This window comes from Dictyobacter aurantiacus (assembly GCF_003967515.1).
Taxonomy (GTDB): domain Bacteria; phylum Chloroflexota; class Ktedonobacteria; order Ktedonobacterales; family Ktedonobacteraceae; genus Dictyobacter; species Dictyobacter aurantiacus.
Genome location: NZ_BIFQ01000001.1, coordinates 4,154,164 through 4,179,586, shown reverse-complemented (window position 1 = coordinate 4,179,586; position 25,423 = coordinate 4,154,164). Strand labels below are relative to the sequence as shown.

Annotated in this window: 19 protein-coding genes; 13 read left to right on the top strand and 6 right to left on the bottom strand. The window is 52.3% G+C overall.

The window, feature by feature from the left end:
• Nucleotides 1-120 precede the first annotated feature (120 nt).
• Complete coding sequence (locus KTT_RS16870; protein ID WP_126597094.1) at nt 121-918, bottom strand: hypothetical protein; 798 nt, start codon at nt 916-918, stop codon at nt 121-123.
• 450 nt (nt 919-1,368) lie between these two features.
• On the opposite strand from KTT_RS16870, the gene KTT_RS16865 reads away from it, so the two are divergent.
• The 6 genes from KTT_RS16865 (at nt 1,369) to modA (ending at nt 10,314) form a co-directional block, all read left to right on the top strand.
• Nucleotides 1,369-1,581 carry a helix-turn-helix domain-containing protein gene (locus KTT_RS16865; protein WP_218030911.1) on the top strand — a complete coding sequence of 71 codons (213 nt, stop codon included), beginning with the start codon at nt 1,369-1,371 and terminating at the stop codon, nt 1,579-1,581.
• A 99-nt stretch (nt 1,582-1,680) separates the two neighbouring features.
• Entirely contained in the window at nt 1,681-3,942 is a 2,262-nt protein-coding gene (locus tag KTT_RS16860; RefSeq protein WP_126597093.1) for an NACHT domain-containing protein, read from the top strand.
• Nucleotides 3,929-4,498, top strand: coding sequence for an HD domain-containing protein (locus KTT_RS16855; RefSeq protein ID WP_126597092.1), 570 nt, complete (start codon nt 3,929-3,931; stop codon nt 4,496-4,498). The genes KTT_RS16860 and KTT_RS16855 overlap by 14 nt, the downstream gene beginning before the upstream one ends.
• Before the next feature lie 224 nt (nt 4,499-4,722).
• Entirely contained in the window at nt 4,723-6,294 is a 1,572-nt protein-coding gene (locus KTT_RS16850; protein WP_126597091.1) for a restriction endonuclease, read from the top strand.
• Nucleotides 6,295-6,428: 134 nt separating this feature from the next.
• Nucleotides 6,429-8,984: an FxSxx-COOH system tetratricopeptide repeat protein gene (gene fxsT / locus KTT_RS16845; protein WP_126597090.1), complete on the top strand. Its 2,556-nt coding sequence runs from the start codon at nt 6,429-6,431 to the stop codon at nt 8,982-8,984.
• Between the two features lie 487 nt (nt 8,985-9,471).
• Nucleotides 9,472-10,314, top strand: coding sequence for a molybdate ABC transporter substrate-binding protein (modA, locus tag KTT_RS16840; RefSeq protein WP_126597089.1), 843 nt, complete (start codon nt 9,472-9,474; stop codon nt 10,312-10,314).
• Nucleotides 10,315-10,368: 54 nt separating this feature from the next.
• Here the strand turns inward: modA and KTT_RS16835 are convergent, their stop codons facing one another.
• From KTT_RS16835 to KTT_RS16820, 4 genes are all read right to left on the bottom strand, one after another.
• A complete protein-coding gene (locus tag KTT_RS16835) occupies nt 10,369-11,175 on the bottom strand; it encodes a carbohydrate ABC transporter permease (protein WP_371864899.1) in 807 nt (268 codons plus the stop codon).
• Between the two features lie 93 nt (nt 11,176-11,268).
• Complete coding sequence (locus KTT_RS16830) at nt 11,269-12,234, bottom strand: carbohydrate ABC transporter permease (protein WP_126597088.1); 966 nt, start codon at nt 12,232-12,234, stop codon at nt 11,269-11,271.
• Between the two features lie 16 nt (nt 12,235-12,250).
• A complete protein-coding gene (locus tag KTT_RS16825; protein ID WP_160145928.1) occupies nt 12,251-13,570 on the bottom strand; it encodes an ABC transporter substrate-binding protein in 1,320 nt (439 codons plus the stop codon).
• 203 nt (nt 13,571-13,773) lie between these two features.
• On the bottom strand, nt 13,774-14,808 hold the full coding sequence (locus tag KTT_RS16820; protein WP_126597086.1) for a LacI family DNA-binding transcriptional regulator: 1,035 nt from the start codon (nt 14,806-14,808) through the stop codon (nt 13,774-13,776).
• A 325-nt stretch (nt 14,809-15,133) separates the two neighbouring features.
• On the opposite strand from KTT_RS16820, the gene KTT_RS16815 reads away from it, so the two are divergent.
• The 5 genes from KTT_RS16815 to KTT_RS16795 all read left to right on the top strand — a co-directional run bounded on the left by KTT_RS16815 (nt 15,134) and on the right by KTT_RS16795 (nt 21,254).
• On the top strand, nt 15,134-16,453 hold the full coding sequence (locus KTT_RS16815; protein ID WP_126597085.1) for a Gfo/Idh/MocA family oxidoreductase: 1,320 nt from the start codon (nt 15,134-15,136) through the stop codon (nt 16,451-16,453).
• Nucleotides 16,454-16,479: 26 nt separating this feature from the next.
• Nucleotides 16,480-17,892: a glucuronate isomerase gene (gene uxaC / locus KTT_RS16810; RefSeq protein ID WP_126597084.1), complete on the top strand. Its 1,413-nt coding sequence runs from the start codon at nt 16,480-16,482 to the stop codon at nt 17,890-17,892.
• Nucleotides 17,893-17,894: 2 nt separating this feature from the next.
• Nucleotides 17,895-19,337, top strand: coding sequence for a tagaturonate epimerase family protein (locus tag KTT_RS16805; protein ID WP_126597083.1), 1,443 nt, complete (start codon nt 17,895-17,897; stop codon nt 19,335-19,337).
• A 160-nt stretch (nt 19,338-19,497) separates the two neighbouring features.
• The gene (locus KTT_RS16800; protein WP_126597082.1) at nt 19,498-20,175 is read left to right on the top strand and encodes an HAD hydrolase-like protein; all 678 of its coding nucleotides are present in this window, start codon (nt 19,498-19,500) and stop codon (nt 20,173-20,175) included.
• A gap of 137 nt (nt 20,176-20,312) precedes the next feature.
• Entirely contained in the window at nt 20,313-21,254 is a 942-nt protein-coding gene (locus KTT_RS16795) for a S41 family peptidase (RefSeq protein WP_160145927.1), read from the top strand.
• 43 nt (nt 21,255-21,297) lie between these two features.
• On the opposite strand, the gene KTT_RS16790 is transcribed toward KTT_RS16795, so the two are convergent.
• Nucleotides 21,298-22,248 (bottom strand): universal stress protein, encoded by a 951-nt coding sequence (locus tag KTT_RS16790; protein WP_126597080.1) that lies wholly within the window; start codon nt 22,246-22,248, stop codon nt 21,298-21,300.
• Between the two features lie 600 nt (nt 22,249-22,848).
• Here KTT_RS16790 and KTT_RS16785 point away from each other — a divergent pair.
• Both KTT_RS16785 and KTT_RS16780 read left to right on the top strand, forming a co-directional pair.
• A complete protein-coding gene (locus tag KTT_RS16785; protein WP_126597079.1) occupies nt 22,849-23,943 on the top strand; it encodes a CHRD domain-containing protein in 1,095 nt (364 codons plus the stop codon).
• A gap of 468 nt (nt 23,944-24,411) precedes the next feature.
• Nucleotides 24,412-25,242: a GNAT family N-acetyltransferase gene (locus KTT_RS16780; protein ID WP_126597078.1), complete on the top strand. Its 831-nt coding sequence runs from the start codon at nt 24,412-24,414 to the stop codon at nt 25,240-25,242.
• Nucleotides 25,243-25,423: the final 181 nt, after the last annotated feature.

Below are 25,423 nucleotides of genomic sequence, written 5' to 3'. Positions count from 1 at the left end.
ACTTGCCAAGAGCATGGAAGAACCGGCGTACCAAATTTTTGAGCATAAGAAACCTACCTTTCTTGTGGTGACAGGAAGGGAAAGAAAAAAATGGTAGAACTGAGTGCGCTTTCAGACAGCTTAAGCCGCCTGGAGTTGGATCGGTGCGTGTATGTGAAGGCGCCAGCGGGGCTTCGAGAGGGGCATGGCCCTTACGACATTCCGGCGGTTGTCCCGGTGCCAGCGCTGCACCGTTGCCACCTGAGCACACCAGGGGCGCACGATGCTCGCACATGCCGCGTCGTGCAGCTCATACAAGCGGGTCATGAGAGCGTCGACGGCGGCCAGGAGGAAGGCTTGCTGGATGCAATACTCCACCTGATCTGCAGTTGTATCGGGGTGTGACTGGCGAAGCGTTTCGAGATGGGTATCGACGCTTTCCGCGCTGACAAGCAGTTCTTCGGGCGCCAAAGCAGGGGCCCCTATCAATTCCAGCGTTCGGACTGGGGCCATAGCAGGCTCTGTGCGGTAGAACGCCGGCCGAATCACGCGCGCATGCGTTTCGATCTGCTTCACCACGCGTGCGAAGCCTTGTTCCCGCGCGAATGAGGTGTCTCTTGATAAGATGGTTCGGATCCGGATATCGCAAGGCAAGGTATTGTAGAGCTGATCCTCGGTGAAGAATGCTTTCGCCGGTGCTGCCGCGAGCAATTCTTCGGATTTAGCCACTAGACCCTCGTAGAGGCGGGCGTGTGGGAGATAGCGCACAATGCGTAGGAAGCAGAGGCCTTCATTTGACGCTTCATCCCAAAGGCTCATCTCTTCCTCGCCATCTCCAGACGCTGCATCGATCTGGATATCATCAGATAGAATAGAGGCCAGTGCAACGCAGGTCCAATGAAACCCAATTCGCTGAGGGAAGGTTCTATACTCTGCCATAGCAGGCTCCTCTCTGCCGCAAAAAGGCAATATCTCATTGACATCGGAACCCGCGTACGCTAGACTCTTACAGGCCCGACACTCTATACATAAGTGCTGGGCAAGTTCCTACACTCAATCAGCACTTATGCAGTTGGGATATAGAGACACTTGCGGTTGCCGCCGCCGGTGTCTTTTCTTATCTATAGAATAGATCATCTTTTGCTGTTCTGTAACAGCTCACACTAGATTAATGCTCGCCTTTTATCCGCCCCTATCCGCCTTTGTCCGCCCCCCTTCATTTTTTTACTTATACCATGTAGTGTAACCGGTGATTTTTATCACTGTCAAGTATTTTTGAGACAAATTAGGAATTTTACACAATCTTATTGTATTTTTGAGACAATTTTGACCAGCTAAACGCTGTATGGTACTATTGAGACATAGCAGGTTATTAGATGAGGAGGTTCTATGCCCATTATGGATGAAATCCTAGAACCCAAAGAAGTTGCGGCTTTGCTTAAGGTCCATCAACGCACAATAGTGAGGTGGGCAGAACAGGGTAAGCTACCTGGTTTCAAATTAGGCGACTTATGGCGATTTCGGCGCGAAGCCATTGAGGATTTCATACGCCAGGAAGAGCAGAAATACAGTAATAAACAGAGTAATGCTGAAGATAAATAACCTATAGTAGTTTGTGTTGATATTAAGCTTATTTTCCTACTATACTAAAAAAGCAATCAATGTGTGTGACCTTATGATTCTTGCAGGAGATGAGCAGGAATGGATTCCAACCATAACAGAAGATTGCATCAGCCAAATACTCTATTGAAAAAACAGCGGGCCTTACGAGGTTGGCCGCAACAAAAGGTTGCAGACGAACTCGGCACCAGCGTTGACACTGTAAGTAAATGGGAGCGGGGTGTAAACACCCCAGACCCCTATTTCCAGGAAAAGCTCATCGCCCTCTTTAATAAAGATGCCGGGGAATTAGGGTTTATATCCAATTCCCTTTCCGTCAATAAGCATCGAGAAGATATCGATCGAGCCGATTCTGTCATTCAGGTACAGTCGCACATACTCTCTCCCGATGAAAAATCTTTGCTGGTCGAATACCTACAGCACCAGCAAACTAGAATGCTCAATGCCTTAGCTCCTGGCTCAACCAACTTACGTGTCAAAGACGTCGTAGGTGATAAAGGGCTGTTCATTTCGCCACCATGGACCACATTGCAGAGCACTCCCGCCACAGGCACGCTTGTGGAGTATCTGACAACCGCGTTAAGCGACGAACAACGTATACTTCTACTGGGAGATGCTGGCCAGGGAAAGACAACTATCCTCAAACAACTCTTCAATATCCTGGCCACCAATTTTATTTCGGCTCCATTGGAGGCCGCCCCATTTCCAATTTATATCCCACTTCGTGAGTTCTCATCTCTTTCTGGTAGCGCCTTTGAGATTCTCTGGAACTATCTCAGCGATAAATTTCCACTTGTCTATGATAGCTTTGTAATGCTGGCACGAAAAAACCGGATCGTTTTCTTTTTTGATGGTCTTGATGAGATGCAAGGGGAACTGACGCAGCGATCTCTCAATGAGAGGGCGGCGAGTAAACTATTTACCCTTCCCTCTATTCTCTCTTGCCGCAAAAACTTCTTTGAGTTCTATCTCTCAATGTCACCGTTGCTGGAAGAATACCCCTTGCGAGTCGAGTTACAGCCACTGGCTCTCAATGAAGCAGTAATCCAATATATTGCAGATTTTTATCACAAAAAACGTGCCTCGGTTACAAAGCAGGCCGAAACAACGCCTACCGCCATTGTCGAGGCTATAAAAAGCAACCATGAATTGCAGGACCTGGCTCAACGACCTCTCTTATTAATCATGATGCTAGACATTTTTACAGATCCAGCAGAAATGAGCGAAGAGGAATGGAGCGTCACCAAGCTTTATAAGGAATACACAGAAAAGTGGTTAAAGAACGAGGCTGCCAAACCAGATTCCGTCCTAAAGTGGCATGAAAAGAATAGCTTGATCCAAGAAGTAGCCTGGATCACATATTCAGCCAGAATATCTTTTGCCTCTGCATACGGGCTAACACAAAATGAGACATTCACGCAGAGCGAGCTCAATACAATCGTCAAAACTCTAGCGCCACAATTCTCCTCTCTTACAGAGACACAACTGCTAGATGATCTCTGCTTCCGCACCTTTCTGAGCGTCTCTGAAGGCGAGAATTACTACTTTCTCCACAAATCTTTTCACGAATACTATGTTGCCAGGTATATCTTTGAGTTAATGCGTAACCGGATACAACAAGGTGATGAAATAAGTAAACTTGAAGAGGCCCTTCGAGAGTTGCTCCCATTTGAAGTGGTATCCTTCTTAAAGCAGATGCTGGGTTCAAAAGAAATCACAGCCAGCGAGAAGAATTTTATTTCTGACCATCTCATGGAACTCTATCAGGAGAACAAATCAGATAACGGCCTCAGATCTGCCATAGTTCGCCAGCAATCCAGCCACTACCTCGCGCGTTTAGGTACGCCTCGAGCTATTCAATTCCTGGATGAAAATTATGTACGCGAGACCAATAAGTGGGTCCAAAGGGGTATGATGGTGGGCCTAGCTCTTTATTGCGGACAACTAGAGGTACTTGATCAATACATACAGTTTATTCGAGAGGACCCTGAGGCTGCCTCGATTAACCTGGGATATCACCTGGTCTATTATGGTGATCAATCTCAAGAATCAGGTTACTACGACGCAGGGGAAGAAAAATGTAGCCGGACAATAAAAGCGCTCTTGCGGCGGTTAAGTAATAAGAGGTACAAAAACGGCTGGACATTAGATATACTTACCTTATCTGCTCTGATCGAAAGCCGCGGGGTAGATATATTAATACCCTACTGCCATGAGTTAGCGGCCTGCCTAGAAAACGTAGAGCGAGAATCACAGAACCAAAGCGTAATGTTTGAGCAAGAAAAAGAACGATTGAACATGCTATTAATATTATTAGAGGAGCTGCCACATGGATATGAATAACATCGCCAAATATTTATATGAAATAGGTCAACTCAAGCGCGTGAAACGCTCTGGATGGTGGATGGCAGGTATTACTGACCCCGAAAGCGTTGCTGAGCATACCTTCAGAACGGCTATTTTAGGGTATGTTTTAGCTTCCTTGGACGGTGCGGACCCGGCAAAAACTGCAATGATGTGCCTTTTCCATGACACTGGCGAAGCTCGCATAAATGACCTTCACCGTGTTTCAAAGCGCTACATTAACGTGGGAAGAGATGAAGAGAGGGCTATCACTGAGCAAGTTGATAGATTACCGCAAGAGATTGCGGCAAACATCCTCTCCTTTTTCGATGACTATGAAGGACGGCGCTCACCAGAAGGTATCCTGGCACGTGATGCAGATCTACTAGAATGCATTGTTCAAGCAAGAGAATACCAGGTGCAAGGTTATCCCGACACTCAGGATTGGATCACCAACTGCTACGCAGGCTTACAAACCGATGTTGCCAAGAACCTCGCCGAAGCATGCCTGCACACTGAGCCTAAAGAGTGGTGGCAGGGGCTGAAGATAAAATAAAGAAACAGGGGTTCAGTGAGTAAATCGACGCGGATGGGCACAAATATTAGATCATGCTGACATAGCACACAAACACTCCGGTAGCGGGCTAATAATACAAAACAAACTTATTCAAATGTAGCACTTTTTAGAGGGTTAGTTGTGGAACCTAGTGGGCAGATTATATAAACAAGTAAGTTACTTGAGAGTAATCTAATCTGCTGGATAATAGTAAGGATGCCATTATGCCAACGAAGTACAGGTTTCAGCGTATGATTTCTAACTCTTATCTTGGCGAGACAAAGGTCGTCGTTGCTCATACGAAGATGGAGTTAGACCAGAAGATAGCTCAACAGATTTCTAAATGGAGAGAGCAAGAAACAAAAAAAAGAAAACAGGATGACTTACTTAGCCTCGAAGCAAGAGCGGAAAGAGACACGCGGGAAGCTCAAGCAAGGTTGGATACACTGAGAAATCTGCTTTCTAATGGGTTAAAACCTCGAAAAATGTTTGATTGGGAGAAAGGAAAGGATTTTCGACAGCTTTCGCCATTTTCATTTCATGAATTCCCCCCCACATTTGCACAGGCCGCCGTGACCCTTGGATTGCGGACTCAAGGCTCAATCATAGGAAACATAATTCCAGGAGGGAAGAAAAAGCGCTTAGAAGAAGAAGAAGCAATCCGTAAGCACTTGCAAGAACTTACCGACCGCTATGAAAAACGAAAAGCAGAGGCTCTTCGCGCTTATGAACAAAAACAGCAAGAGCTTGAGCAGGAGAAGGCAAAATACAATGCGGCCATAGATGAAAAACGACAGCAATTTGAAAATGGAGATGCCGAGATTGTAACTTGGTTTCTCAAACACATTATTGGAACGATCCCGTTTCCAGAGGGTTATGGCAAAAACGTTGAGGTACAATTTGAACCTATCGGGGGGACAGCTGTTATTTCTATGTATTTACCAGAACTTGTTGAGATTCCACGTATCAGTGGTTATAAGCTCGTGAAGAGTCGAGCAGTTATAGAGCCAGTGGTATTAAAACCGAAAGAAATTGAGGCTCTTTACGACTCAGTTCTTTGCCAAATGGTACTATTAACACTTCACGTCTGCTTTCTTGAAGCTAATATTCCGGCGCTTCAAAGTATTGTTTTTAACGGTTGGGTCACGGGAGTTAATAAATCCACTGGGCAAGAGTTTGCCTCGTGCATTATTTCTGTTCAAGCATCGCGGGCTATATTTAAAAATATAAATTTAATGAAAGTTGACCCTAAGGAGTGTATTAGAAGTCTCAAAGGATTAGTCGCTGGATCACTTTCTCAGATGGCCCCTGTGAAGCCAATCATGGAAATGGATACCCAAGACAAGCGCTTCGTAGAGTCTAGAGAAGTACTCGCAAATCTCACTACAAATGACAACCTTGCCACAATGGACTGGGAAGATTTTGAGCACCTCGTCTGTGAATTATTCAGCAAAATCTTTGCAGGATATGGTTCTGAGGTGCGTGTTACTCAAGCCAGTCGCGATGGTGGAGTTGATGCTATTGCTTTTGATCCTGATGCCATACGAGGTGGTAAATTTGTAATTCAGGCGAAACGATACAATAAGGTGGTACCTGTCTCTGCTGTCCGCGATCTCTATGGGACGATGATTAATGAGGGAGCAGTAAAGGGAATTCTTGTAACAACGAGCTATTTCGGCCATGACTCGAGAGAATTTGCTAAAGATAAACCAATCTCTCTTATCGATGGCCCAAACCTCGTCTATATGCTCCGTACACATGGTTATAATGTGAAAATCGAATTGCAAGGATCTTAAATTTCCAGTAAAGAGCGCGTAGTTTTGCTAGGAATGCTTCTATAAGCGAAAAACATTTACACTTACGCTAAGGAGCATCAAATGTACCATCAAGTAATGCTATCCGAAGAAGAGATCAATGTGAAGGATTGCATATGGAACAACCATCACTGTCAGGGAAGGCAATCAAGGTATTTTATTCATATGCTCACGAAGATGAAGCATTCCGCAAAGACCTCGAAAAGCATTTGTCAACGCTCCGACGCCGTGGGGTTATTTCAGAGTGGCACGATCGCAAGGTTGTTGCTGGGGCAAATTGGGAACAAGAGATTGATCAGAATCTGAGCGCGGCTCATTTAATCCTTTTTTTGGTAAGTGCCGATTTTCTCGATTCAGACTACTGCTATGGAAAGGAGATGAAACAGGCTCTTGAGCAGCAGACACGAGGCAAATCAAGGGTAGTGCCAATTTTGGTTCGTTCCGTTTCCTGGGAGGATGCCCCGTTTAACCACCTCCAGGTGCTACCCAGGGATGGAGTTCCGATACAAAGCTCCACCTGGCTCAAAGATGAAGCCTGGACCCAGGTAGTTAAAGAACTGCGCAAGGTGATTGCTGAAATACACGTTCCGGAACCGGAGGAACAACCTGCGGCGGGCCAACCGCAGCCATCTCGTATTTTCGATGTGCCTCATCCACGCAATCCCTTCTTCACCGGGCGTGAAGAGATTCTGCAGCAACTGCATATCTCCTTTGCGCCTGGACATTCAATGGCCCTTACTCAGTCTATTGGAGGTCTTGGAGGCATTGGCAAGACACAAATCGCTATAGAGTATGCCTATCGTTATCAGCAACACTATCGGTACGTGTTTTGGATCAATGCTGATACCTCAGAATCTCTTCAGACAGGATTTGTGAACATAGCTTCGCTCCTTCATCTCCCCCTGCCAGCCAAAGATATCGATATTACAGTCACGATGAATGCTCTAAGAGAGTGGTTCCGCGATAATGAACACTGGCTACTAATCCTGGACAATGCAGACGATCTGGATCTGCTAAATGCTTACCAGATGCTGCTTCATGCCAATAAAGGGCACATACTGATCACAACCAGAGCCGCGGCAACGGGAGGTCTCACAGCTCGCACCACAAGCATTGAACCCATGGCGAAAGAGGATGCGGCACTCCTATTATTACGCCGTGCCAAAGTTCTGACTCCAGAAGCCACCCTTGAACAAGCCTCTGAGAAGATGCGCAAGGATGCCGAAGTGATTGTAGCTATTCTAGATGGCCTTCCCTTAGCGCTTGATCAAGCAAGTGCGTATCTAGAGGAAACGGGTTCGAGCCTCGCAAATTATGTGTCCTTCTATCAACAAAGACATTCTGAGTTGCTAAACGAGAGAGGACGTTTTGCGCTAGGCCATCCTCAACCGGTGGCGGCCACTTGGTCATTATCCTTTCAGGTTGTGGAACAAGCAAACCCGGCAGCTGCGGAGCTATTACGCTTCTGTGCTTTCTTGCAACCGGATGCCATTCCCATTGACATGTTTATAGTAGGACGCTATGAATTAGGATCTGTGCTCGAGCCTGTAGCCGACAATCTATTTACATTGGATCGTGCAATTGGCGAACTGCTCAAGTTTTCATTGGTGAAGCGTAGCCTAGATCGTCAGTCTCTTCAATTACATCGATTGGTGCAAGCTGTCTTAAGAGATACAATGGACATGCAGGCACAAAAGATCTGGATGGAACGGGTCATTCAAGTACTCCTGAAAACCTGTTACCAATTAGAGCCAAAGATATGGGAACAGTGCCAGCCGTACGTGCTTCAAGCACAACATCTCTTGTTGCTTACCGATGAGTATAATTTCATATCATCAGATGTAGCTTCTATCTTCACACTAGCAGGTAATTGGTTAGCAAAATATTTCTTTTATGTAGAGGCCGAGCCGCTCTTTGAACGAGCGTTACGCATCCGCGAGCAGGTGCAGGGTCCCGAGCATCCTTCAACGGCAACCAACCTCAGCAATCTGGCCTTTCTCTATGAAGAGCAGGGGCGGTATGCAGAGGCCGAGCCGCTCTTTGAGCGAGCGTTACGCATTTCTGAGCAGGGGCGGGGTCCCGAGCATCCTTCAACGGCAATCAACCTCAACAATCTGGCTATCCTCTATGAAGAGCAGGGCCGGTATGCAGAGGCTGAGCCACTCTTTGAACGAGCGTTACGCATCCGCGAGCAGGTACTGGGTCCCGAGCATCCTTCAACGGCAACCAACCTCAATAATCTGGGCCTTCTCTATAAAATCCAGGGGCGGTATGCAGAGGCCGAGCCACTCTATGAGCGAGCCTTACGCATTTCTGAGCAAGTGCAAGGTTCCGAGCATCCTGATACGGCAACCAGCCTCAACAATCTGGCTATCCTCTATGAAGAGCAGGGGCGGTATGCAGAGGCTGAGCCGCTCTATGAGCGAGCCTTACGCATTTCTGAGCAGGTGCAGGGTCCCGAGCATCCTTCAACGGCAACCAGCCTCAGCAATCTGGCCCTTCTCTATAAAGACCAGGGGCGGTATGCAGAGGCCGAGCCGCTCTTTGAACGGGCGTTACGCATCCGCGAGCAGGTACTGGGTCCCGAGCATCCTAAAACGAAGACGGCCAAAGGGCACTATCTGAGTGTCAAGCGAAAATTGTCTGAAGGGGATCAATGTGCGGATAACTAATTTTAAAGAAACAGTCAAAGCATATAATGCTCGTATTTGCATACAACATTAAATTCTCTAGAAGGACGAAGAATGCCCCTTTGTAAAAACATACAACACATGCATAGAAAAGGATCTCAGAGATTCTCTCCTATATCTCTTCTCTAGGATTCTATCAACCCCGTATCCAAAACTATAAATGAAGCCTCATTAGGTGCTTGTAATTACTTTCTCAGCCGGCATTACAATTGGTGTGATGTTCCCAAAATGTGACACCACATTTGACACCATCAAGCTTGAATAAACCCGGACAATTCCGGATGCCGTTAAACAGGAAATAGACCCTTAGAAGCTCCGGCACGCTAGCAATGAACCTATACCATGTCCCCCAAAAGTGTTGTATACTCACTTTGTGATTACTCATACTATGAGTACAAACATTGCCGTTGCGCTCTCGGGATGAGAAAATAGAAAAATACAAACGCTTAGACATTTGCGAGGAGTATGTATGAAACGCGTTCATTCCACGGTCTGCGCCCTTCTCTTATTGACATTCTTGCTGGCCGCCTGTGGCGGTGGGAACTCTAATACAGGCAGTACCCAGGCCAGCACGGCTACAAAGCCGGCGGCCGCCAATATTTCGCTCCAGGTGTTCGCCGCCGCCTCGCTCACCGAGTCCTTCCACGACATCGCGAAGCAGTACCAGGCCCGGCATCCCAATGTGAGCATCAAGTATAATTTCAATGGCTCGCAGTTGTTGGAGCAGCAGATCGCCAACGGAGCGCCCGCCGATGTATTTGCTTCGGCCGACCAGACCAATATGAAGAAGGCCAGCGCGGCGAGCGTGGTTGAGAGCGCGCAGATCTTCGCGCAGAACCGCCTGGTGGTAATCGTGCCAACCGGCAATAAGAATGTAACCGGATTGAAAGACCTGGCGAAATCAGGCGTCAAGATCGATATCGGCGCGGCCGCTGTGCCAGCGGGCAAGTATAGTCAGCAGGTGCTCGATAAGATGGGGGCTTCGCCCCAGTATGGTGCCGATTATGAGGCCAGTGTGAAGAAGAACATTGTCTCACAGGAAGAGAACGTCAAGGCCGTGGTGCAGAAGGTACAGCTGGGTGAGGTAGACGCCGGCTTCGTCTATCGCACCGACGTCACCAACGCCGTTTCCGCTAAAGTGACCGTCATCGACATTCCCGACACCTTCAACGTGATCGCCCAGTATCCGATCGCCGTCACCAAAAACGCCCCCCACCACAACGAAGCCCAGGACTTCGTGAACTATGTACTCTCCAGCGACGGTCAGGCCGTGCTGCAGAAATATCACTTCATCGCCGCCCCCGGCAAATAATACATATACGAATGTTCGCAGCGTAGTTGGCGCTGCGAACATTCTCTTTTAACCTCACCCTTTGATGCCAGTGGTGGCGGCTCCTTCAATCAGCATGCGCTGGAAGAGCAGGAAAAAGGCAATTACCGGCAGCAGCGAGAGCACGGACATGGCGAAGAGCTGTCCATAAGCCGAGTTACCGGTGCTATCCAGAAATGTACGCAGGGCCAGTGGAATGGTATAGAGCGACTCGTCGTTGAGGTAGATCAGCTGGGTAAAAAAGTCATTCCAGGTCCAGATGAAGGTGAAGATGGCGGATGTCACCAGCGCGGGCAGCGAGAGGGGCAGGACCACGCGCCAGTAGAAGGCCAGGCGGCCACAGCCATCCATCTGCGCGGCATCATCCAGTTCGCGCGGGATGCCACGAATGAACTGGATCATCAGGAACACAAAAAACTCGTCGGTGGCCAGAAATTTAGGCGCGATCAGCGGCAGGAAGGTATTAACCCAGCCCAGATCTTTAAACAGAATATACTGCGGCACGATCATGACGTGGGTCGGCAAAAGGATAATCCCCTGCATCACAATGAACCAGAAGGCCTTGTAGCGAAAGCGCAGGCGCGCAAAGGCATAAGCGGCCATCGAGCAGGATATCAGGTTGCCAACAACCGCTCCCAGGCAGATGATCAGCGAGTTCACAAAGAAGACGGTAAACCCATAGTCCAGGGCATTCCAGCCATCTGAATAGTTATTGATAATCCAGCTGGGAGAGAGCAGGCTGGAATTGGCGAAAATCTGATCTTCCGGTTTGAACGAGGCGCTAAACATCCAGATCAGTGGATACAGCATGATGATCGCGCCCATGATCACGATCAGATACATCAACAAGCGCCAGGCCAGCCGTGATGATCGATGCGGCTGTGGGCGCACAGCACGGCGCGCCAGTTGAGAACGTGAAAGTGGAATATTCATCATTCATCTCCCATCATCTTGATAAAAGACCCAGTAGCGCGACGACAGAAAGGCGATCACCGAGAACACACCGATCGCGACCAGGAGGATCCACGACATCGCCGAAGCATATCCCATCTGCAAATAACCAAATCCCTGCTGATAGACGTACAGAGTATAGAAGAGGGTTGAGTCCAACGGCCCTCCACTACCTCCGCTGACCACAAATGCCGGTGTAAAGGCCTGAAATGCTCCCACCATCTGTAAGATCAGGTTGAAAAAGACCAGCGGTGTAATCAAGGGTAAGGTGATCGAGAAGAAGTTGCGCCAGGGACCCGATCCATCAGTTGAGGCCGCCTCATAATATTCCTGCGGGATCTGTTTCAGGCCGGCCAGGAAGATCAGCATCGGCGAGCCAAACTGCCAGATCGCCAGAATGATCAGCGTGGGCAGCGCATATTCCGGCGTGGAGATCCAGCTGATGGATATATGAATACCAATGAATCCCAGCGCCTGGTTGACGACACCATCGGAATTAAAGATCTGCCGCCACAACAGCGCGATGGCGACGCTACCTCCGAGCAGTGAGGGCACGTAGTAGATAGCGCGAAAGAGGCCCAGTCCACGCAGGCCCTGCTTGAGCAGCAGGGCAATCGCCATCGCGAAGATCAACTTCAGCGGCACGGAGAAGAAGACGTAGAGCAGCGTAACGCGCACAGAGTTCCACCACTGCGGATCATGAAACATGGTCAGGTAGTTGCGCAATCCTACCCAGGCTGGCGTACCGATCAGATTGTAGTTGGTAAAAGAGAGATAGAGTGAGCCCAGCACAGGTCCGGCGGTAAAGATAATGATGCCCAGGAACCAGGGGAGAAGAAAGAGATGGGCAGCCAGGTTCTCTTTCTTCTCCGCGCTGCTCATGCGGCGTGGCTTGCGTGGCACGCGTTCAGAGAGTGGACGCGACCGGGTCATAGCAGGCGTAACAGTCATTGTTCAGCTCCATATTCTAGGACCTGGTCAGGGCTTTCTGAGATCCATCATAAAAAGCTTTGGCGCCATCGGCCACCGATTGCTTACCAAAACCAATGGCCTGGGCCACGTTCATCAGTAGGGTCTGAAGCTTGCCAGCATTCGGGGGATCGAGTACGGTCTTAGAGGAGGTCTGTCCGCTACTGGCAACCTGGCTGGCATAAGCCAGCACGGCCTTGTCCTCTGCCTTCAGCGTTGGCTGGAGCGCCGCGCGCGCACGAGCACTGCCAGGAATACCACGATCCAGGCCGATCGCCTTCACTCCTTTAGGCTGCGTAATCAAGAAATTAATGAAATCGGCGGCCTCTTTAGTGTATTTGGATTTGGCAGCCACACTCATCAGCATTGATGGCTTGAGATACAGGCCCGGTTTGGGACCGTTCGGCACCATCTGTAGTGCGTAAGGATGCTGCGAGAGTACCTGGAAGCCATGGAATTGATTGGAATGGGCAATGGCGAAGGCGACCTTCCCCTGCGTCAACAACGTAGCGGCCGGACCGCTCCCGGTCACCGAGGCCTGTAACTGGGCAGGAGCGCAGGCACCGGCCTTGCGCAGCTGGCTCCAATAAGTAAACCACGAGGTAACGTCATCAAGCGTAAAGGCCACGCCTCCATCGGATGTGTAGAGCTCATGCCCCTGCTGACGTACCCAGATCTCAAAGATATCGATGGCACCGCTGGAGTCGGGCGAGCCGTAAATCTGTTTAGAGCTCAATGCCTTTGAAATCTTGCCCACGTACTGCGCGTAGTCGTCCCACGTCCAGCTACTTGGAGGAGCGCTCAATCCGGCATCTTTTACTACCTGGGTATCGTAAAGCATGCACTCATAGTTGCCACCCAGCGAAATACCATAGACGACGCCCTTGTCCTCGCTATTCTTCAGCATCCCTTGATCAAAATCGGAGAGATCGATGGTCTTGTTAGAAATGAGTGGTCCCAGGTCTAATAATATCTTCTGATTCACATACTGCGAGAGATAGGCCATGTCCATCTGGATCAGGTCGGGCACACTACCGCCGGCGATCTGCGTGTTCAACTTGTTAAAATACGAATTGAAGTCAGCGAACCAGGAATGAATAGTGGTGCCGGAATGCGCCTGCTGGTAGAGCGTAATGGCGTTGCGCGTCAGCTTATTGCGCGAGGCATCACCCCAGAAGGATAGCTGTAATGTCTGACTACCACCGGAAGATGTTGATGAGGATGAGCCGCAGGCCGCCAGATCCAGCAACGTCAATCCAGCCACACTACTCAAACCATAACGACAAAACTGTCTGCGCGTATAAGAGATCCTACTCATGTATTTGTGCCTCCTCAGATGTGCATACTTCATTGATGCATCTTGACAACGGGACAACCGAATGACAGTAAGGAACCACACCCACCTTAGTGACGGGCACGACAAAAGAGAGTACACACCGCTTGCACTGTCACAGTTCTTCACTCACCATGAAGAGAAGATAGACAGATCAGATAAGCGCTACCCGCGCTATTTGTGGGAGTCTATGAGTGCTCTGCCACCCGACCAGCAGGGGCTTCGCCAGTACTTTCACGAACGATCAAATCTGGTAACAGAATACGCTGATGCAATTTCATGTCTGGATTATTGAGTATTTCGATGAGATATTTGACGGCCGTAGTATCCTGCTGGCCGAAGTTAAAATCAATGGTGGTAAGAGGTGGCTCGGTATAAGCCGCCAGTTCAGCATTGTCGAAGCTGATTACCGAAACATCGGCGGGAATGCGCAGGCCGTGCTCGCGCAGGGCGCGCATCGCCCCCAGAGCCATGGTGTCCGAACCCACCATAACGGCCGTAAAAGGTTGCCCGCTCGCCAACAGTTGCTGCATAGCAGCATGTCCATTAGTAAAGGTATATTGGGAAGCGCACATCGGTCCGGGCTGCAGACCATGGTGCAGCAGGGTCTCACGCCAGACGGTATGCCGCAGGTGGCCGTTGATCAGGTCCAGCGTGGGAGGGATGGCCGCGATCTGGCGATGGCCGAGCTTGATGAGGTACTCCACAGCCATGCGGGTAGCATAGATCTGATCAAAGCCGACCCAGGCCAGTTTTGAAGTAGGTACGTAATCGCGCCGCACCAGTGGCATCCCCCCGGCGATTTCCAGCAGGTCCTCATCGCTGATATCCAGCGAGGGCGCGTGCATGATGACGCCATCCACCAGGCGGGCAGCCGCGTTCTCCAGGGCCGCTCCCAGTTCCTCACGCGTCGTCATCGTTACCAGCAGATCGTAGCCCGCGTCCCGCGCGGCCAGCGCCATGCTTTTGATCGACTCCGCGAAGCGACCACCGTGACGAATACTGACCACGACCAGCTCTAATGTATGCGAACGATGGGTGGTTAGCATGCGAGCGACTTTGCTGGGCACAAAGTCCAGCTCTTTCATCGCCTGCAGGACACGCCTGCGCGTCTCCTCGGCGACGCTCTCACTCTCATTCATCACCCGCGACACCGTTTGATAGGAGACCCCCGCCAGCTTCGCCACGTCGCGAATCGTGCTTTTCTTCTTCTTGACAACCATACCAGTGAAAACATCTCTCCGACAAACACAGGATGCCTCCCATGTCCATCAATACAATTGTCTCAAAAAGGCGCCCCGGTCAATGCGACCACCGAACATCTTTGATGTATGAAAAAATGTATGTAATTTTTGTGAACGGTCACATTATACCCAATCAATCTGATCCATGTCAATAGGTTGGAGATTGCCTTCAAATACTCCTCCAGACTCATGCTTGATTTTTATTGTTTTATAATGCATATATGTAATGTTACCGGTCACACAGAATCGTGGTAATAAAAAACATTTATCTGTTAATCTTGGTAAATTTGTAAAGAGGCAGCACATGCAAAAAAAACGGTATGCACTGGTCGGCACGGGATCGCGTTCACGGATGTTTATCGATGCGCTGATCGGCCCCTATCACGAAATCGCGGAGCTGGTGGCGCTGTGCGATCTGAGCCAGGTGCGCATGGCTTGGCATAATCAGCGTATCCAGGAAAGTATTGGAGGCTCACCTCTGCCGACCTACCTGGCTGAACAGTTTGATCAGATGATTGGCGAGACGCGGCCCGATACGGTCATCGTGACGACGATGGATAGCACCCACCATATCTATATTATCCGGGCTATGGAGTTGGGCTGCGATGTGATCACGGAGAAACCACTGACCATCGATGTCGAGAAGCTGCAGGCGATCTTCGAGACCCAGGAGCGTACAGGACGCTCACTGCGCGTGAGCTTTAACTATCGCTATACGCCCGCGTATACGGCCTTCCGCGAGCAGGTCATGAACGGCGCAGTCGGCAAACCACTGGCGATGGACTTCGCCTGGCTGCTGGATACCAGTCATGGCGCCGACTATTTCCGCCGCTGGCACCGCGAGAAGAAGAATAGCGGCGGCCTGTTCGTGCATAAAGCCACGCACCACTTCGACCTGGTCAACTGGTGGCTCGACACCTATCCCAGCGAGGTCTTCGCCATGGGCGCCCTGCAGTTCTATGGCAAGCACAACGCCGAGAAGCGCGGCGAGCACTACGCCTATCAGCGCTATACAGGAGTTGAAGAGGCGCGCAACGATCCTTTCGCCCTTACGCTTGAGACCAACCCGATGCTGCGCAGCTTGTATCTCAACGCGGAGCAGGAGACCGGCTACCTGCGCGACCGCAACGTCTTTGGCGAACCGATTACGATCGAGGATACCATGCGGCTGATCGCTCGCTACCAGAACGGGGTGCTGCTCTCCTATTCGCTGATCGCCTACTCTCCCTGGGAGGGGCTGCGCGTCGCCATCACGGGCACCAAAGGGCGCCTGGAGATGGATGTCGTGGAGAATATCCACCAGATCCAAAACGATGGCGAGGGCAAGGAGAGCGCCAGCAAAGGGCCGTTTAAATCCACCAGTATCCGCGTCTTCCCTATGTTTGGTGTACCATATACTGTAGAAGTACCGGAATCGACCGGGGGACACGGTGGTGGTGATCCCATCTTGCTGGAACACTTATTTTCGCCCAATCCCCCGCATGATCCGTATCGACGGGCAGCGTCACATATCGATGGTGCCGCCTCAATCCTGGTAGGAATCGCCGCCAATCAGTCAATGCAGACGGGCCAGTTGATTAAGATCAACGATCTGTTTCGCCTGCCCACCAAAGCGGCACAGTAGTACCAGTAGTGCAAAGAGAGGAAACAATGGCCCAAACACGAGACGACCGCTACTTCGCGAGCGATCCCAGCCAACGACAGATGGCACGCACGCTCTATGCGCAGGTAAAGGATCTCCCTTTGATCTGCCCGCATGGACATGTGGACCCGCGCCTGCTGTCCGCTGAACACTATAACTGGGGCTCCCCGGTGGACCTCCTGATCATACCCGACCACTACGTCTTTCGCATGCTCTACTCCCAGGGAATCCACCTTGAGGATCTGGGTATCCCACGCCGCGATGGTGGCGCGACCGAGAAGGACCATCGCAAGATCTGGCAGACGGTCTGCGACCACTGGTATCTGTTCCGTGGTACTCCGACCAGCCTGTGGCTGCGCGATGAGCTGCGGGACATCTTCGGCATCGAACAAAAAATGACGTCGGCCAACGCGCAGACCATCTATGACGCGCTGGCCGAGCGCCTGCAACAACCGGCGTTTCAGCCACGGCGCCTGTTCGAGCGCTTCAAGATCGAGGTGCTGGCGACCACCGATGCCGCTACCTCCAGACTGGAAGAGCACCAGAAGCTACGCGACTCCGACTGGCATGGCCGCGTGATCCCTACCTTCCGACCCGATGCCGTGGTAAATATCCAGCCCGGCTTCGCCGAACAGATTCGCCTGCTCAGTGAGGTCTCCGAGATCGATGTCAGCGATTACCGTACCTATCTGACGGCCCTGGAGCAGCGCCGACGTTTCTTCCGCGAGATGGGGGCAACCGCCACGGACCATGCCGCGCTGAGCGCCTATACGGGACGGCTGAGCGCCCATGAGGCCGAGGCAATCTTCCAGCGCGCCATGAAGGATGGGGCCAGCGCGGAGGATGCGCGGCGCTTCACCGGCCATATGCTGATCGAGATGGCGCGTATGAGCGTGGAGGATGGACTGGTTATGCAGATCCACATCGGCAGCTCGCGCGACCACAATCCGGATCTGCTGGCCCGCTTTGGCCGCGATATGGGGGCCGACATCCCGACCGCCAGCGAGTTCACGCATAACCTCAAACCGCTGCTCGATCTCTTCGGTAGCGATCCCCGCCTCTCACTGATCGTGTTCAACCTGGATGAGACGACGTACAGCCGCGAACTGGCCCCGCTGGCCGGACACTATCCGGCGCTGCGCCTGGGTCCACCCTGGTGGTTCTTCGATAGCGTGCTGGGCATGCGCCGCTACTTCGATACTACGGTAGAGACGGCCGGCATCTATAATACGGCCGGCTTTAACGATGACACCCGCGCCTATCCGTCGATCCCCGCCCGACACGATGTCTGGCGCCGCGTAAGCTCAGACTGGCTGGCCCGGCAGGTGGTTGAGGGCATCATCGATGAAGAGGATGCCAACGAGATGATTGTTGACCTGGCCTATCGGCTGGCGAAGCAGAGCTACAAACTGGAGGGATAACAATGTTTGAGCAACAGCCATTTACACAGGTCGCCGAGTCCGTGACCAGACATGGCGATACCACCTATGCATTGGTCAACTGCGATCAACCAGGTGATTGTCAGCTCCTCGTCCGTGGAGTAATCGACGACTTTGAGGGCGAGGCGCTCGCGGATGGGAGTCTGCTGGGACCGCGCTCGGCCCACAACGCGGCCGTGCTGCGCCAGCGTCTGCCCTGGCTCCAGCCGGCGGTGCTGGGACTGCAGACCTCGGCCGGCTTTGGGGACCGTCTGGGGATCGCCACGCCGGGCCATGTGCTGGCCACTCGGGGCACTGGCGTGGCCCCCATCTACGCCCAGCAGTCTGTACGCGAGAACACCCGCACCGGGCGCACCCCCCAGCAGGTGGTGGATGACGCCATGTGGGGCGCCTTCCACGCTGGCTGGAAAGAACCGTGGGGGGCCGACGCCGACCACCTGAAGACGCTGGAGGACATCCCACCCTTCGTCGCCGCCGGCTATACCTTCTACACCATCGATCCCGGCGAGTACGTCGATGACGCCGCAGACACCGACGATGCCGAGACGCTGCGCCGCAAGGTCGAACAGCTTCCCTGGTCCGATCTGCAGGCCACACTTGAGGAGACCAGCGAGCGCTACCAGCGCGCCTTTACACTGGATGATCGCACGCTGACCTTTACGCAGGAGGACCTGTATAAGGCTCTGGGCAAGTACGGCGGAGCCGTCGCCCACACGGCACGCATGGCCCGGCGCCTGCAAGAGCTGCAGGGTCAGCGTCCCTTCGAGATGGAGATGTCGGTCGATGAGACCGGGACGACCACCGCTCTGTTGGAACACTTCTACATAGCCTCCGAACTCAAGCGCCTGGGGGTCCCCTTTGTCAGCCTGGCGCCGCGCTTCGTGGGACGCTTTGAGAAGGGCGTCGGCTACATCGGCGATCTCGACGAGCTGACGCAGAACATCAACGGGCACGCCAGCATCATGCGCTACTTCGACAACAGCTACAAGCTCAGCCTGCACACCGGCTCGGACAAGTTCGAGGTCTATCCGATCGCCATGCAGGCCACGGGCGGACTGGTTCATCTGAAGACGGCCGGCACCAGCTATCTGGAGGCCCTGCGCCTGATCGCCTCGATCGATCGTCCCCTGTTCCGCGAGATCTGGGACTTCACGCGCGAGCACTACGAGAACGACCGGCGCACCTACCACGTCTCCGCCATCCTGAGTGAGACCCTGCCAGCCGAGCATCTGACGGACGAGCAGCTCCCCGAACTGCTCAACCAGTTCGGCCCGCGTCAGATCCTGCACGTCACCTTCGGCTCCGTCCTCGACACCTATGGAGCCGACCTGCAGCGTATCCTGCGCGCCCACCTGCCCGAATACTACACCTACATCCAGCGCCACTTCGACAAACACCTCGCCCCCTTCAAACAACAAACCAGATAATGATAAAAAATGGTCCGGGCGCGCGCCCGGACCATTTTTTATCATTATCAATCTCCTTTTGACATCTGTAGAGCTAGTCTGTATAATAGAAGTTATACGTATAACTTCTATTATGGATTCTCCCTATGACGATGGGAAGCATAAAGAAAGCAGGAGAGCGATGCGGCAACATCTTTTAATTGATGCGGATGATACGCTGTGGGAAAACAATATCTATTTTGAGCAGGCCATCCATGAATTTATCGACTTCCTCAACCACTCCAACATGTCGCATGAAGAGGTGCGGCTGGTGCTGGATGAGACAGAACGCATGATGGGCTATGGGGCAACTAACTTCACCAATAGCCTGCTGGCCACCTATCAGCAGTTGGCGGAGAATACCGTCAGTAATGAGCAGCTGCAGTACGTCCGTCAACTGGGAGAGCAGATCCATTCTCATCCTCTCACCTTGCTGGATGGCGTGCTGGAGACGCTGGAGTACCTGGCGCCGCGCCACGATCTTGTGCTGTTAACCAAGGGCGATCTGGAGGAGCAGCGTCTGAAGGTTGATCGCTCGGGCATCGAGCAGCTGTTCAACCACGTATTGATCGTGCCCGAGAAAAACGTCGCCACCTATCAGCAGATCGTGGATCAGCTAGAGCTGCAGACACAGATAAGCTGGATGATCGGCAACTCGCCGCGCTCCGACATCAATCCAGCCCTGGCCGCTGGCCTCAACGCCGTCTTCGTGCCCCATCCCCAGACCTGGGTGCTGGAACACGAAGAGGTAACGCAACCAGCCACCAATAACCAGCTGCTCACCCTTGAGCGCTTCGCGGACCTGCGCGTCCACTTCTAAATCATGATCCATTACTTTCTGATGAGTTAAGGAGAGTGCACCTGTTGTATTGGGTTCAGCTGTGCTGTATGCTTAGAAAGAAAACAAGGGATTTAATCAGCAATAAGAGCCGCACAGGCGTGCAAAGGAGGACATCCATGCAGAGCACAGAGACAACCCAACAGCCCTTCTCCCCTCATGAGATTATTGAAGGGTTGAGACAGCAGCTGGCCGAAAATTATGTGTTTCCGGACAAGGCGCACGATGTAGCGACCGCGCTCCACCAACATCTGGCGGCAGGAGCTTATCATGATATCAAAGATGGCGACCTGCTGGCGCAGACCATAACGGAACACATGCGTGAGGCCAGTCATGATAAGCATCTCCATCTTTACTACCAGGCATCCGGCGTAGTAGCACGCCAGGATGACAACGAGATGTATACCCCCGAGGAAATCGAGGCAATACGCCAGAAGAGCAAGCGGCATTATGGCTTAAAGAAGATTGAAATTCTGGATGGGGATATCGGTTATTTCCAATTCAACGAGTTTGTGCATCCACACTTCGCGGGCGGGAGCATGAGCGCTGCCATGACTATGCTGGCTCATACGCGAGCACTGATCATTGATCTCCGCGCTAATGGAGGTGGAGAGGCATGTATGGTGCAATACCTCGGCAGCTACTTCTTCGATGCATTCATGAGCGAACATATACAGATGAACGGCCTTTATGATCGCAGGAAAAATCTCCTGTATCAATACTGGGTCTTTCCCTACGTTCCAGGTCAACGCTATCTAGACAAGCCGGTGTACATCTTAACGAGTCAGCGCACCTTCTCGGCGGCGGAGGCGTTCGCCTATGATCTTCAACAATTAAAGCGCGCGCTGGTCGTTGGCGAGACAACGGGCGGTGGAGCACACGCGGGCTTGCGCTATCCTATCACCAGCCACTTTGAAGCGTTCATCCCTAATGTACGCGCCGTTAATCCGGTTAGTGGAACAAACTGGGAGGGCGTCGGCGTACAGCCCGATCTGCCAGTTGAGCAGGAAAAAGCACTGGAGTTAGCTTACCAAAAAGCATTGGAGGCGACACGCTCTTAGCTGGTTCATCTGATGGGCGCTGATGCGCCCACCAGATGAACCATTAAATGATCAGGATCGGCTTGTCCGTGGTATTCAAGGTGGCCTCGGTCATATACGTGCTGGCCTCCTGGTCTCTGGCTGGACGTCCGCGTGTATACATGGCCAACAGATCGCTGCCACCAGTGACCTTTCCGTAGCGCTGCTCGGCGAAGTAGGCCAGCGCCGAAGGAACATCGATCGCGGGAAAGACCGAGGAGGTGGTCAGGATATTCAGATTGGCCCCGTCTTCTGTCTGTAACCGATGCTCCAGCTCATGGACATAGTGGCAGGCACGCTCGTATTCGGGCGTATACCTGATCTGCTTGATCGCCGCCTGGATCGACTTCTCCTGCGAGGGCAGGATATGCACCAGGTGTACGGTAGCCCGATCAGGAGCGGCGATAGCGGCGACCAGCTGGGCCGCCGGCAGAATGGCCTGTTCGGATTCAGGTGTGCCGTCAAGTGCCACGGCGATTTCGATCGCGTGCAGGGGGCGGCGCTGGTCGGGATAGGCACTGGTCGGGATGGCCTCTCCATTCTTCAGTACCAGCAGTGGAACGGGACAGTGGCGCGTCAGCTGTTGCGCCACGCTTCCCAGGTGCAGGGTGCGCCGTTCGGATCGTCCATGGCTACACATGATCACCAGGTCGCACTGCAAGTCTTCAATGGTACGCAAGATGGTTGGGACAGCACCACCATGCTGGATATAGCAGTGCACACTGGCATCCGTGAGATGATAACGCTGGACCACACCGGTCAGATAGGCGGTGATGCGCTTCTCCTCCGCCTCGATGGCGGTCGCCAGGTCATCAAAAACATTTGAGAGCGCGAGGCGCAGATCCCCCGATTCGGGGTCAATGACAGATAAAAGCGAGAGGCGCAGCGGCAACTGACTATGCAGCTTTTGCGCCAGGATCAGCGCCTGCTCGGCCCGTTGTGAGCCGTCCAACGGAACCAGAATATGTTGAAACATGGGCGTACCTCCTCACTCGACTATCCCCTATAAACAAATATCGTCTCTGCTCACAGCATAAAGAGATGCTCTCACCAGCACATCACAACAACGAGCCACATATCTCATTCTCATCACAGCATATGTTGAAAGCTGCAATACTGATCAACCGACTTCACATTACGCCCTCGGCAGGGATACGAAAAATACGTATCTTACTCTATCTTAACGACAAATACAAAGAAAACAATCGCAGGCAGAAGAAATATAAAATTAAGTAGCAACTTTTATGTAATAAAAATGTTTTTAGACTATAAATATTGGCGGAATGTATGGTTCTATAAGATCGATGAATGGAGCTAATCCAATATTCAATTGGAAAAGTCGCGCAAGCAGAGCAAGATATCCTGATCAATGTATGCCTTATCTTAAAACACGTGATGCTAGCCGGGTATATTGCTGATATTGCAGTTTTGACAACAATGCTTGCATAATATTATATGACCGTCATTTAGAAGCTGAGCAGTAATTTTTCGGACCTGCCAATGTGCCGTTTTACGTGACAGCGAGACAGGCTCACAACTATACGGTCTACACGTTCATCACCAAAGGAGGAGTAAAGTGTTTAAGTCATCCCGAAAGAGAAGCGCAGTTTCTCGAGCCATTGCCATCAGCATGACGCTTTGTACGCTCATCCTTATGACCGTTTTTATCGCTTTGAGTAACGAAGCTCGGGCAGCTGTAACACAGACCGAGGTGACCCCTGTAGCAACAGGGACCTCTTCATCTACTGGAGCGGCCACCACAGGGCGTGCTGCCATGGTGCATACACCAAATGGTGTCATCCGCATGACCTACAATGCCGGCAATAAGTCACTCACGCTCAACCCGAATATCATCGGTCTGGCGCCCAATAGTAGCCATCCTTTGCAGATTGAGCAGGGCACCTGTAGCGCGAGTGGAACAGCGGCGGGGACCGCAACCAGCACGGCAGCGACCCCGGTAGCCACCGCGACGAAGGGCACAACCACCACCCCGACAGCACAGGCCACCCCGACGACCATGGCTACAGCGACGCCTGGTCTCTACTCGACCACATTGACGGCGGACGCAACTGGACACATCCAGAATAGCGCCACCATCACCAATGTGAATACCCCGCTGACCGCATCGAGTCTGCGCGCCCAGCTCTATACCAGCATGGGAACCCAGAAAACAGCCATTTCCTGCGGAGATATCAAACCCTATAATCCATCCAGCGCGACCGGTACGGCCGTCGCGACCGGTACGGCTGTCGCGACTGGCACGGCAACTGGAGCTGGTGGCAACACCTTCTCCGCCCTGCTGGGACCGGCCAATAGCCCCAATGAGAATAGCGTCGGTATAGCTCAGCTCAGTGTGAACAATGGCACACTGACGGTTCAGCTGAACGTGCGTGGCCTGGCTCCCAATTCAAGCCATGCCGCTCACATCCATAACGGCACCTGCCAGAACATCGGCAGCGTTGTCTACAATCTGGGAACACTGACCGCCGATGCCCAGGGTAATGCCACCCTGACGAAAACGTTCTCCAGCGTCACATCGATTCCGGACAACAAATGGGCCACGCAGGTCCACTATGGTACCAATCTCGGCAATCAGTCCGAGTACAACCCGATCATGTGTGGTACCGTCCGCACAGCCACCTCTCAGCCGTCCGCTACCGCTACCCCATAGGTAGAGAAGCGAGCTGATACAAACAGAAGCCGATAGGCGTTGAGATTCTTCAACGCCTATCGGCTTTTTATCACCTCCCCCATCACGCTTTTCTCCAGTTTCCCTCATTCTCTTGGCTTGCTTCAGGCTCTCTGTTATACTCTTCCATGTTGGAGCGCAGGCGATCGGCGCCCAGGGAAGAAGCCGGGGCAAGCCCGGTTGAAGATACCCCCGGCATCCTCGCCAACGGCGATTATGGATATATATAACCGGAGAGATATACGATGGAACTGGATATCGCACGGCTGCGGTTGTTGAGCCAGCGGATTATGGGTGATAAATTCAAGTCTCCCTAGGAAGTGGTGCGGTGGATGGGCGCGCTGCAGGCGCTGTGGGCCTCCCCCTCGCTTCCGTTATCATCAAAGTCAGCATACCTTGGAAACTATAAGAAATGCAACCTTTATATCAATAGAAAGTGGACAATCTCCGATGCATGAGTATCGCTTCTCCAATGCTCTCGGCTACACCTTTGAGCAGCTGGCGGATCTGCATAACCGCAGCTTCAGCGGCTATTTTGTGCCTATCACGATGAGCGCGGCACAGGTCTCTGACTTCTGGCGCGTCAATCAGATCGATGCCAATTGTTGTGTGGTGATGCACGATTCTCAGGGCGCCTTTGTTGGTATGGCGCGCATGGGCACGCGCGGCACGCACGGCTGGTGCGGCGGCTTCGGTATCGTCCCCGAATTTCGCGGGACGGGTGCCAGTAAGATCCTGGCCAACGAGATGGTACGAGTGGCGAAAGAGAGCGGCCTGACGCAGCTCCAGCTGGAAGTGCTGACCCAGAATACGGCCGCCATCAAGCTCTATGAGCGCGTCGGCTTTGTCAGGCAGCGCCGCCTGCTCGGTCTGGAGATCGCGACCTCGGATCTGCCAGTTGAACCCGCCGGGCTGATCAACTCGGTGGAACTGGCCTCCCTGCTATCCTGGGACCCCTTTTATACGGTCCGTCCTACCTGGAGCCTGGAGATCCCCAGTCTCCTCACCGGCAATTCCGAAGCGCTAACCATCGCGGATCCCGATGACCAGCTCAACGCCTTCATCGTACGCCGCGCCAATGGCATCATGCAGATCCAGGCGGTACTGCTGCGCAGTCAGTTGACGGCAAGCGAGTACGGTGCGCTGCTACGCGCCCTGGCCGCCGACTGCTCTAAGGTCCAGATCTACAACGAGCCCGAGGAGAGTCCTCAGATTCCCCATTACAAGGAGCTCGGATTCAACGAATTCTTCAGTCAATACGACATGCTGCTCAAACTGTAGCAAATGAATATGGGCATCTACATGGTGGCGCTGCGAAGATTGCCAGCGCTACCAATACATCTGGGATTGCGACCATCTTACGCGCGATAGCTAGCAGCTTCCAAATGGAACCAAAACTCCTGTCGTCAAAACCGCATAAAATAGTTAACCGTATTACACGTAGATACAAAATAATACATCT

Bases quoted from the DNA above. Each gene is read 5' to 3' on its own strand.
- KTT_RS16870 (WP_126597094.1), bottom strand. From the start codon at position 918: ATGGCAGAGTATAGAACCTTCCCTCAGCGAATTGGGTTTCATTGGACC.
- KTT_RS16865 (WP_218030911.1), top strand. From the start codon at position 1,369: ATGCCCATTATGGATGAAATCCTAGAACCCAAAGAAGTTGCGGCTTTG.
- KTT_RS16860 (WP_126597093.1), top strand. From the start codon at position 1,681: ATGGATTCCAACCATAACAGAAGATTGCATCAGCCAAATACTCTATTG.
- KTT_RS16855 (WP_126597092.1), top strand. From the start codon at position 3,929: ATGGATATGAATAACATCGCCAAATATTTATATGAAATAGGTCAACTC.
- KTT_RS16850 (WP_126597091.1), top strand. From the start codon at position 4,723: ATGCCAACGAAGTACAGGTTTCAGCGTATGATTTCTAACTCTTATCTT.
- fxsT (WP_126597090.1), top strand. From the start codon at position 6,429: ATGGAACAACCATCACTGTCAGGGAAGGCAATCAAGGTATTTTATTCA.
- modA (WP_126597089.1), top strand. From the start codon at position 9,472: ATGAAACGCGTTCATTCCACGGTCTGCGCCCTTCTCTTATTGACATTC.
- KTT_RS16835 (WP_371864899.1), bottom strand. From the start codon at position 11,175: ATGTATCTGATCGTGATCATGGGCGCGATCATCATGCTGTATCCACTG.
- KTT_RS16830 (WP_126597088.1), bottom strand. From the start codon at position 12,234: ATGACTGTTACGCCTGCTATGACCCGGTCGCGTCCACTCTCTGAACGC.
- KTT_RS16825 (WP_160145928.1), bottom strand. From the start codon at position 13,570: ATGAGTAGGATCTCTTATACGCGCAGACAGTTTTGTCGTTATGGTTTG.
- KTT_RS16820 (WP_126597086.1), bottom strand. From the start codon at position 14,808: ATGGTTGTCAAGAAGAAGAAAAGCACGATTCGCGACGTGGCGAAGCTG.
- KTT_RS16815 (WP_126597085.1), top strand. From the start codon at position 15,134: ATGCAAAAAAAACGGTATGCACTGGTCGGCACGGGATCGCGTTCACGG.
- uxaC (WP_126597084.1), top strand. From the start codon at position 16,480: ATGGCCCAAACACGAGACGACCGCTACTTCGCGAGCGATCCCAGCCAA.
- KTT_RS16805 (WP_126597083.1), top strand. From the start codon at position 17,895: ATGTTTGAGCAACAGCCATTTACACAGGTCGCCGAGTCCGTGACCAGA.
- KTT_RS16800 (WP_126597082.1), top strand. From the start codon at position 19,498: ATGCGGCAACATCTTTTAATTGATGCGGATGATACGCTGTGGGAAAAC.
- KTT_RS16795 (WP_160145927.1), top strand. From the start codon at position 20,313: ATGCAGAGCACAGAGACAACCCAACAGCCCTTCTCCCCTCATGAGATT.
- KTT_RS16790 (WP_126597080.1), bottom strand. From the start codon at position 22,248: ATGTTTCAACATATTCTGGTTCCGTTGGACGGCTCACAACGGGCCGAG.
- KTT_RS16780 (WP_126597078.1), top strand. From the start codon at position 24,412: ATGCATGAGTATCGCTTCTCCAATGCTCTCGGCTACACCTTTGAGCAG.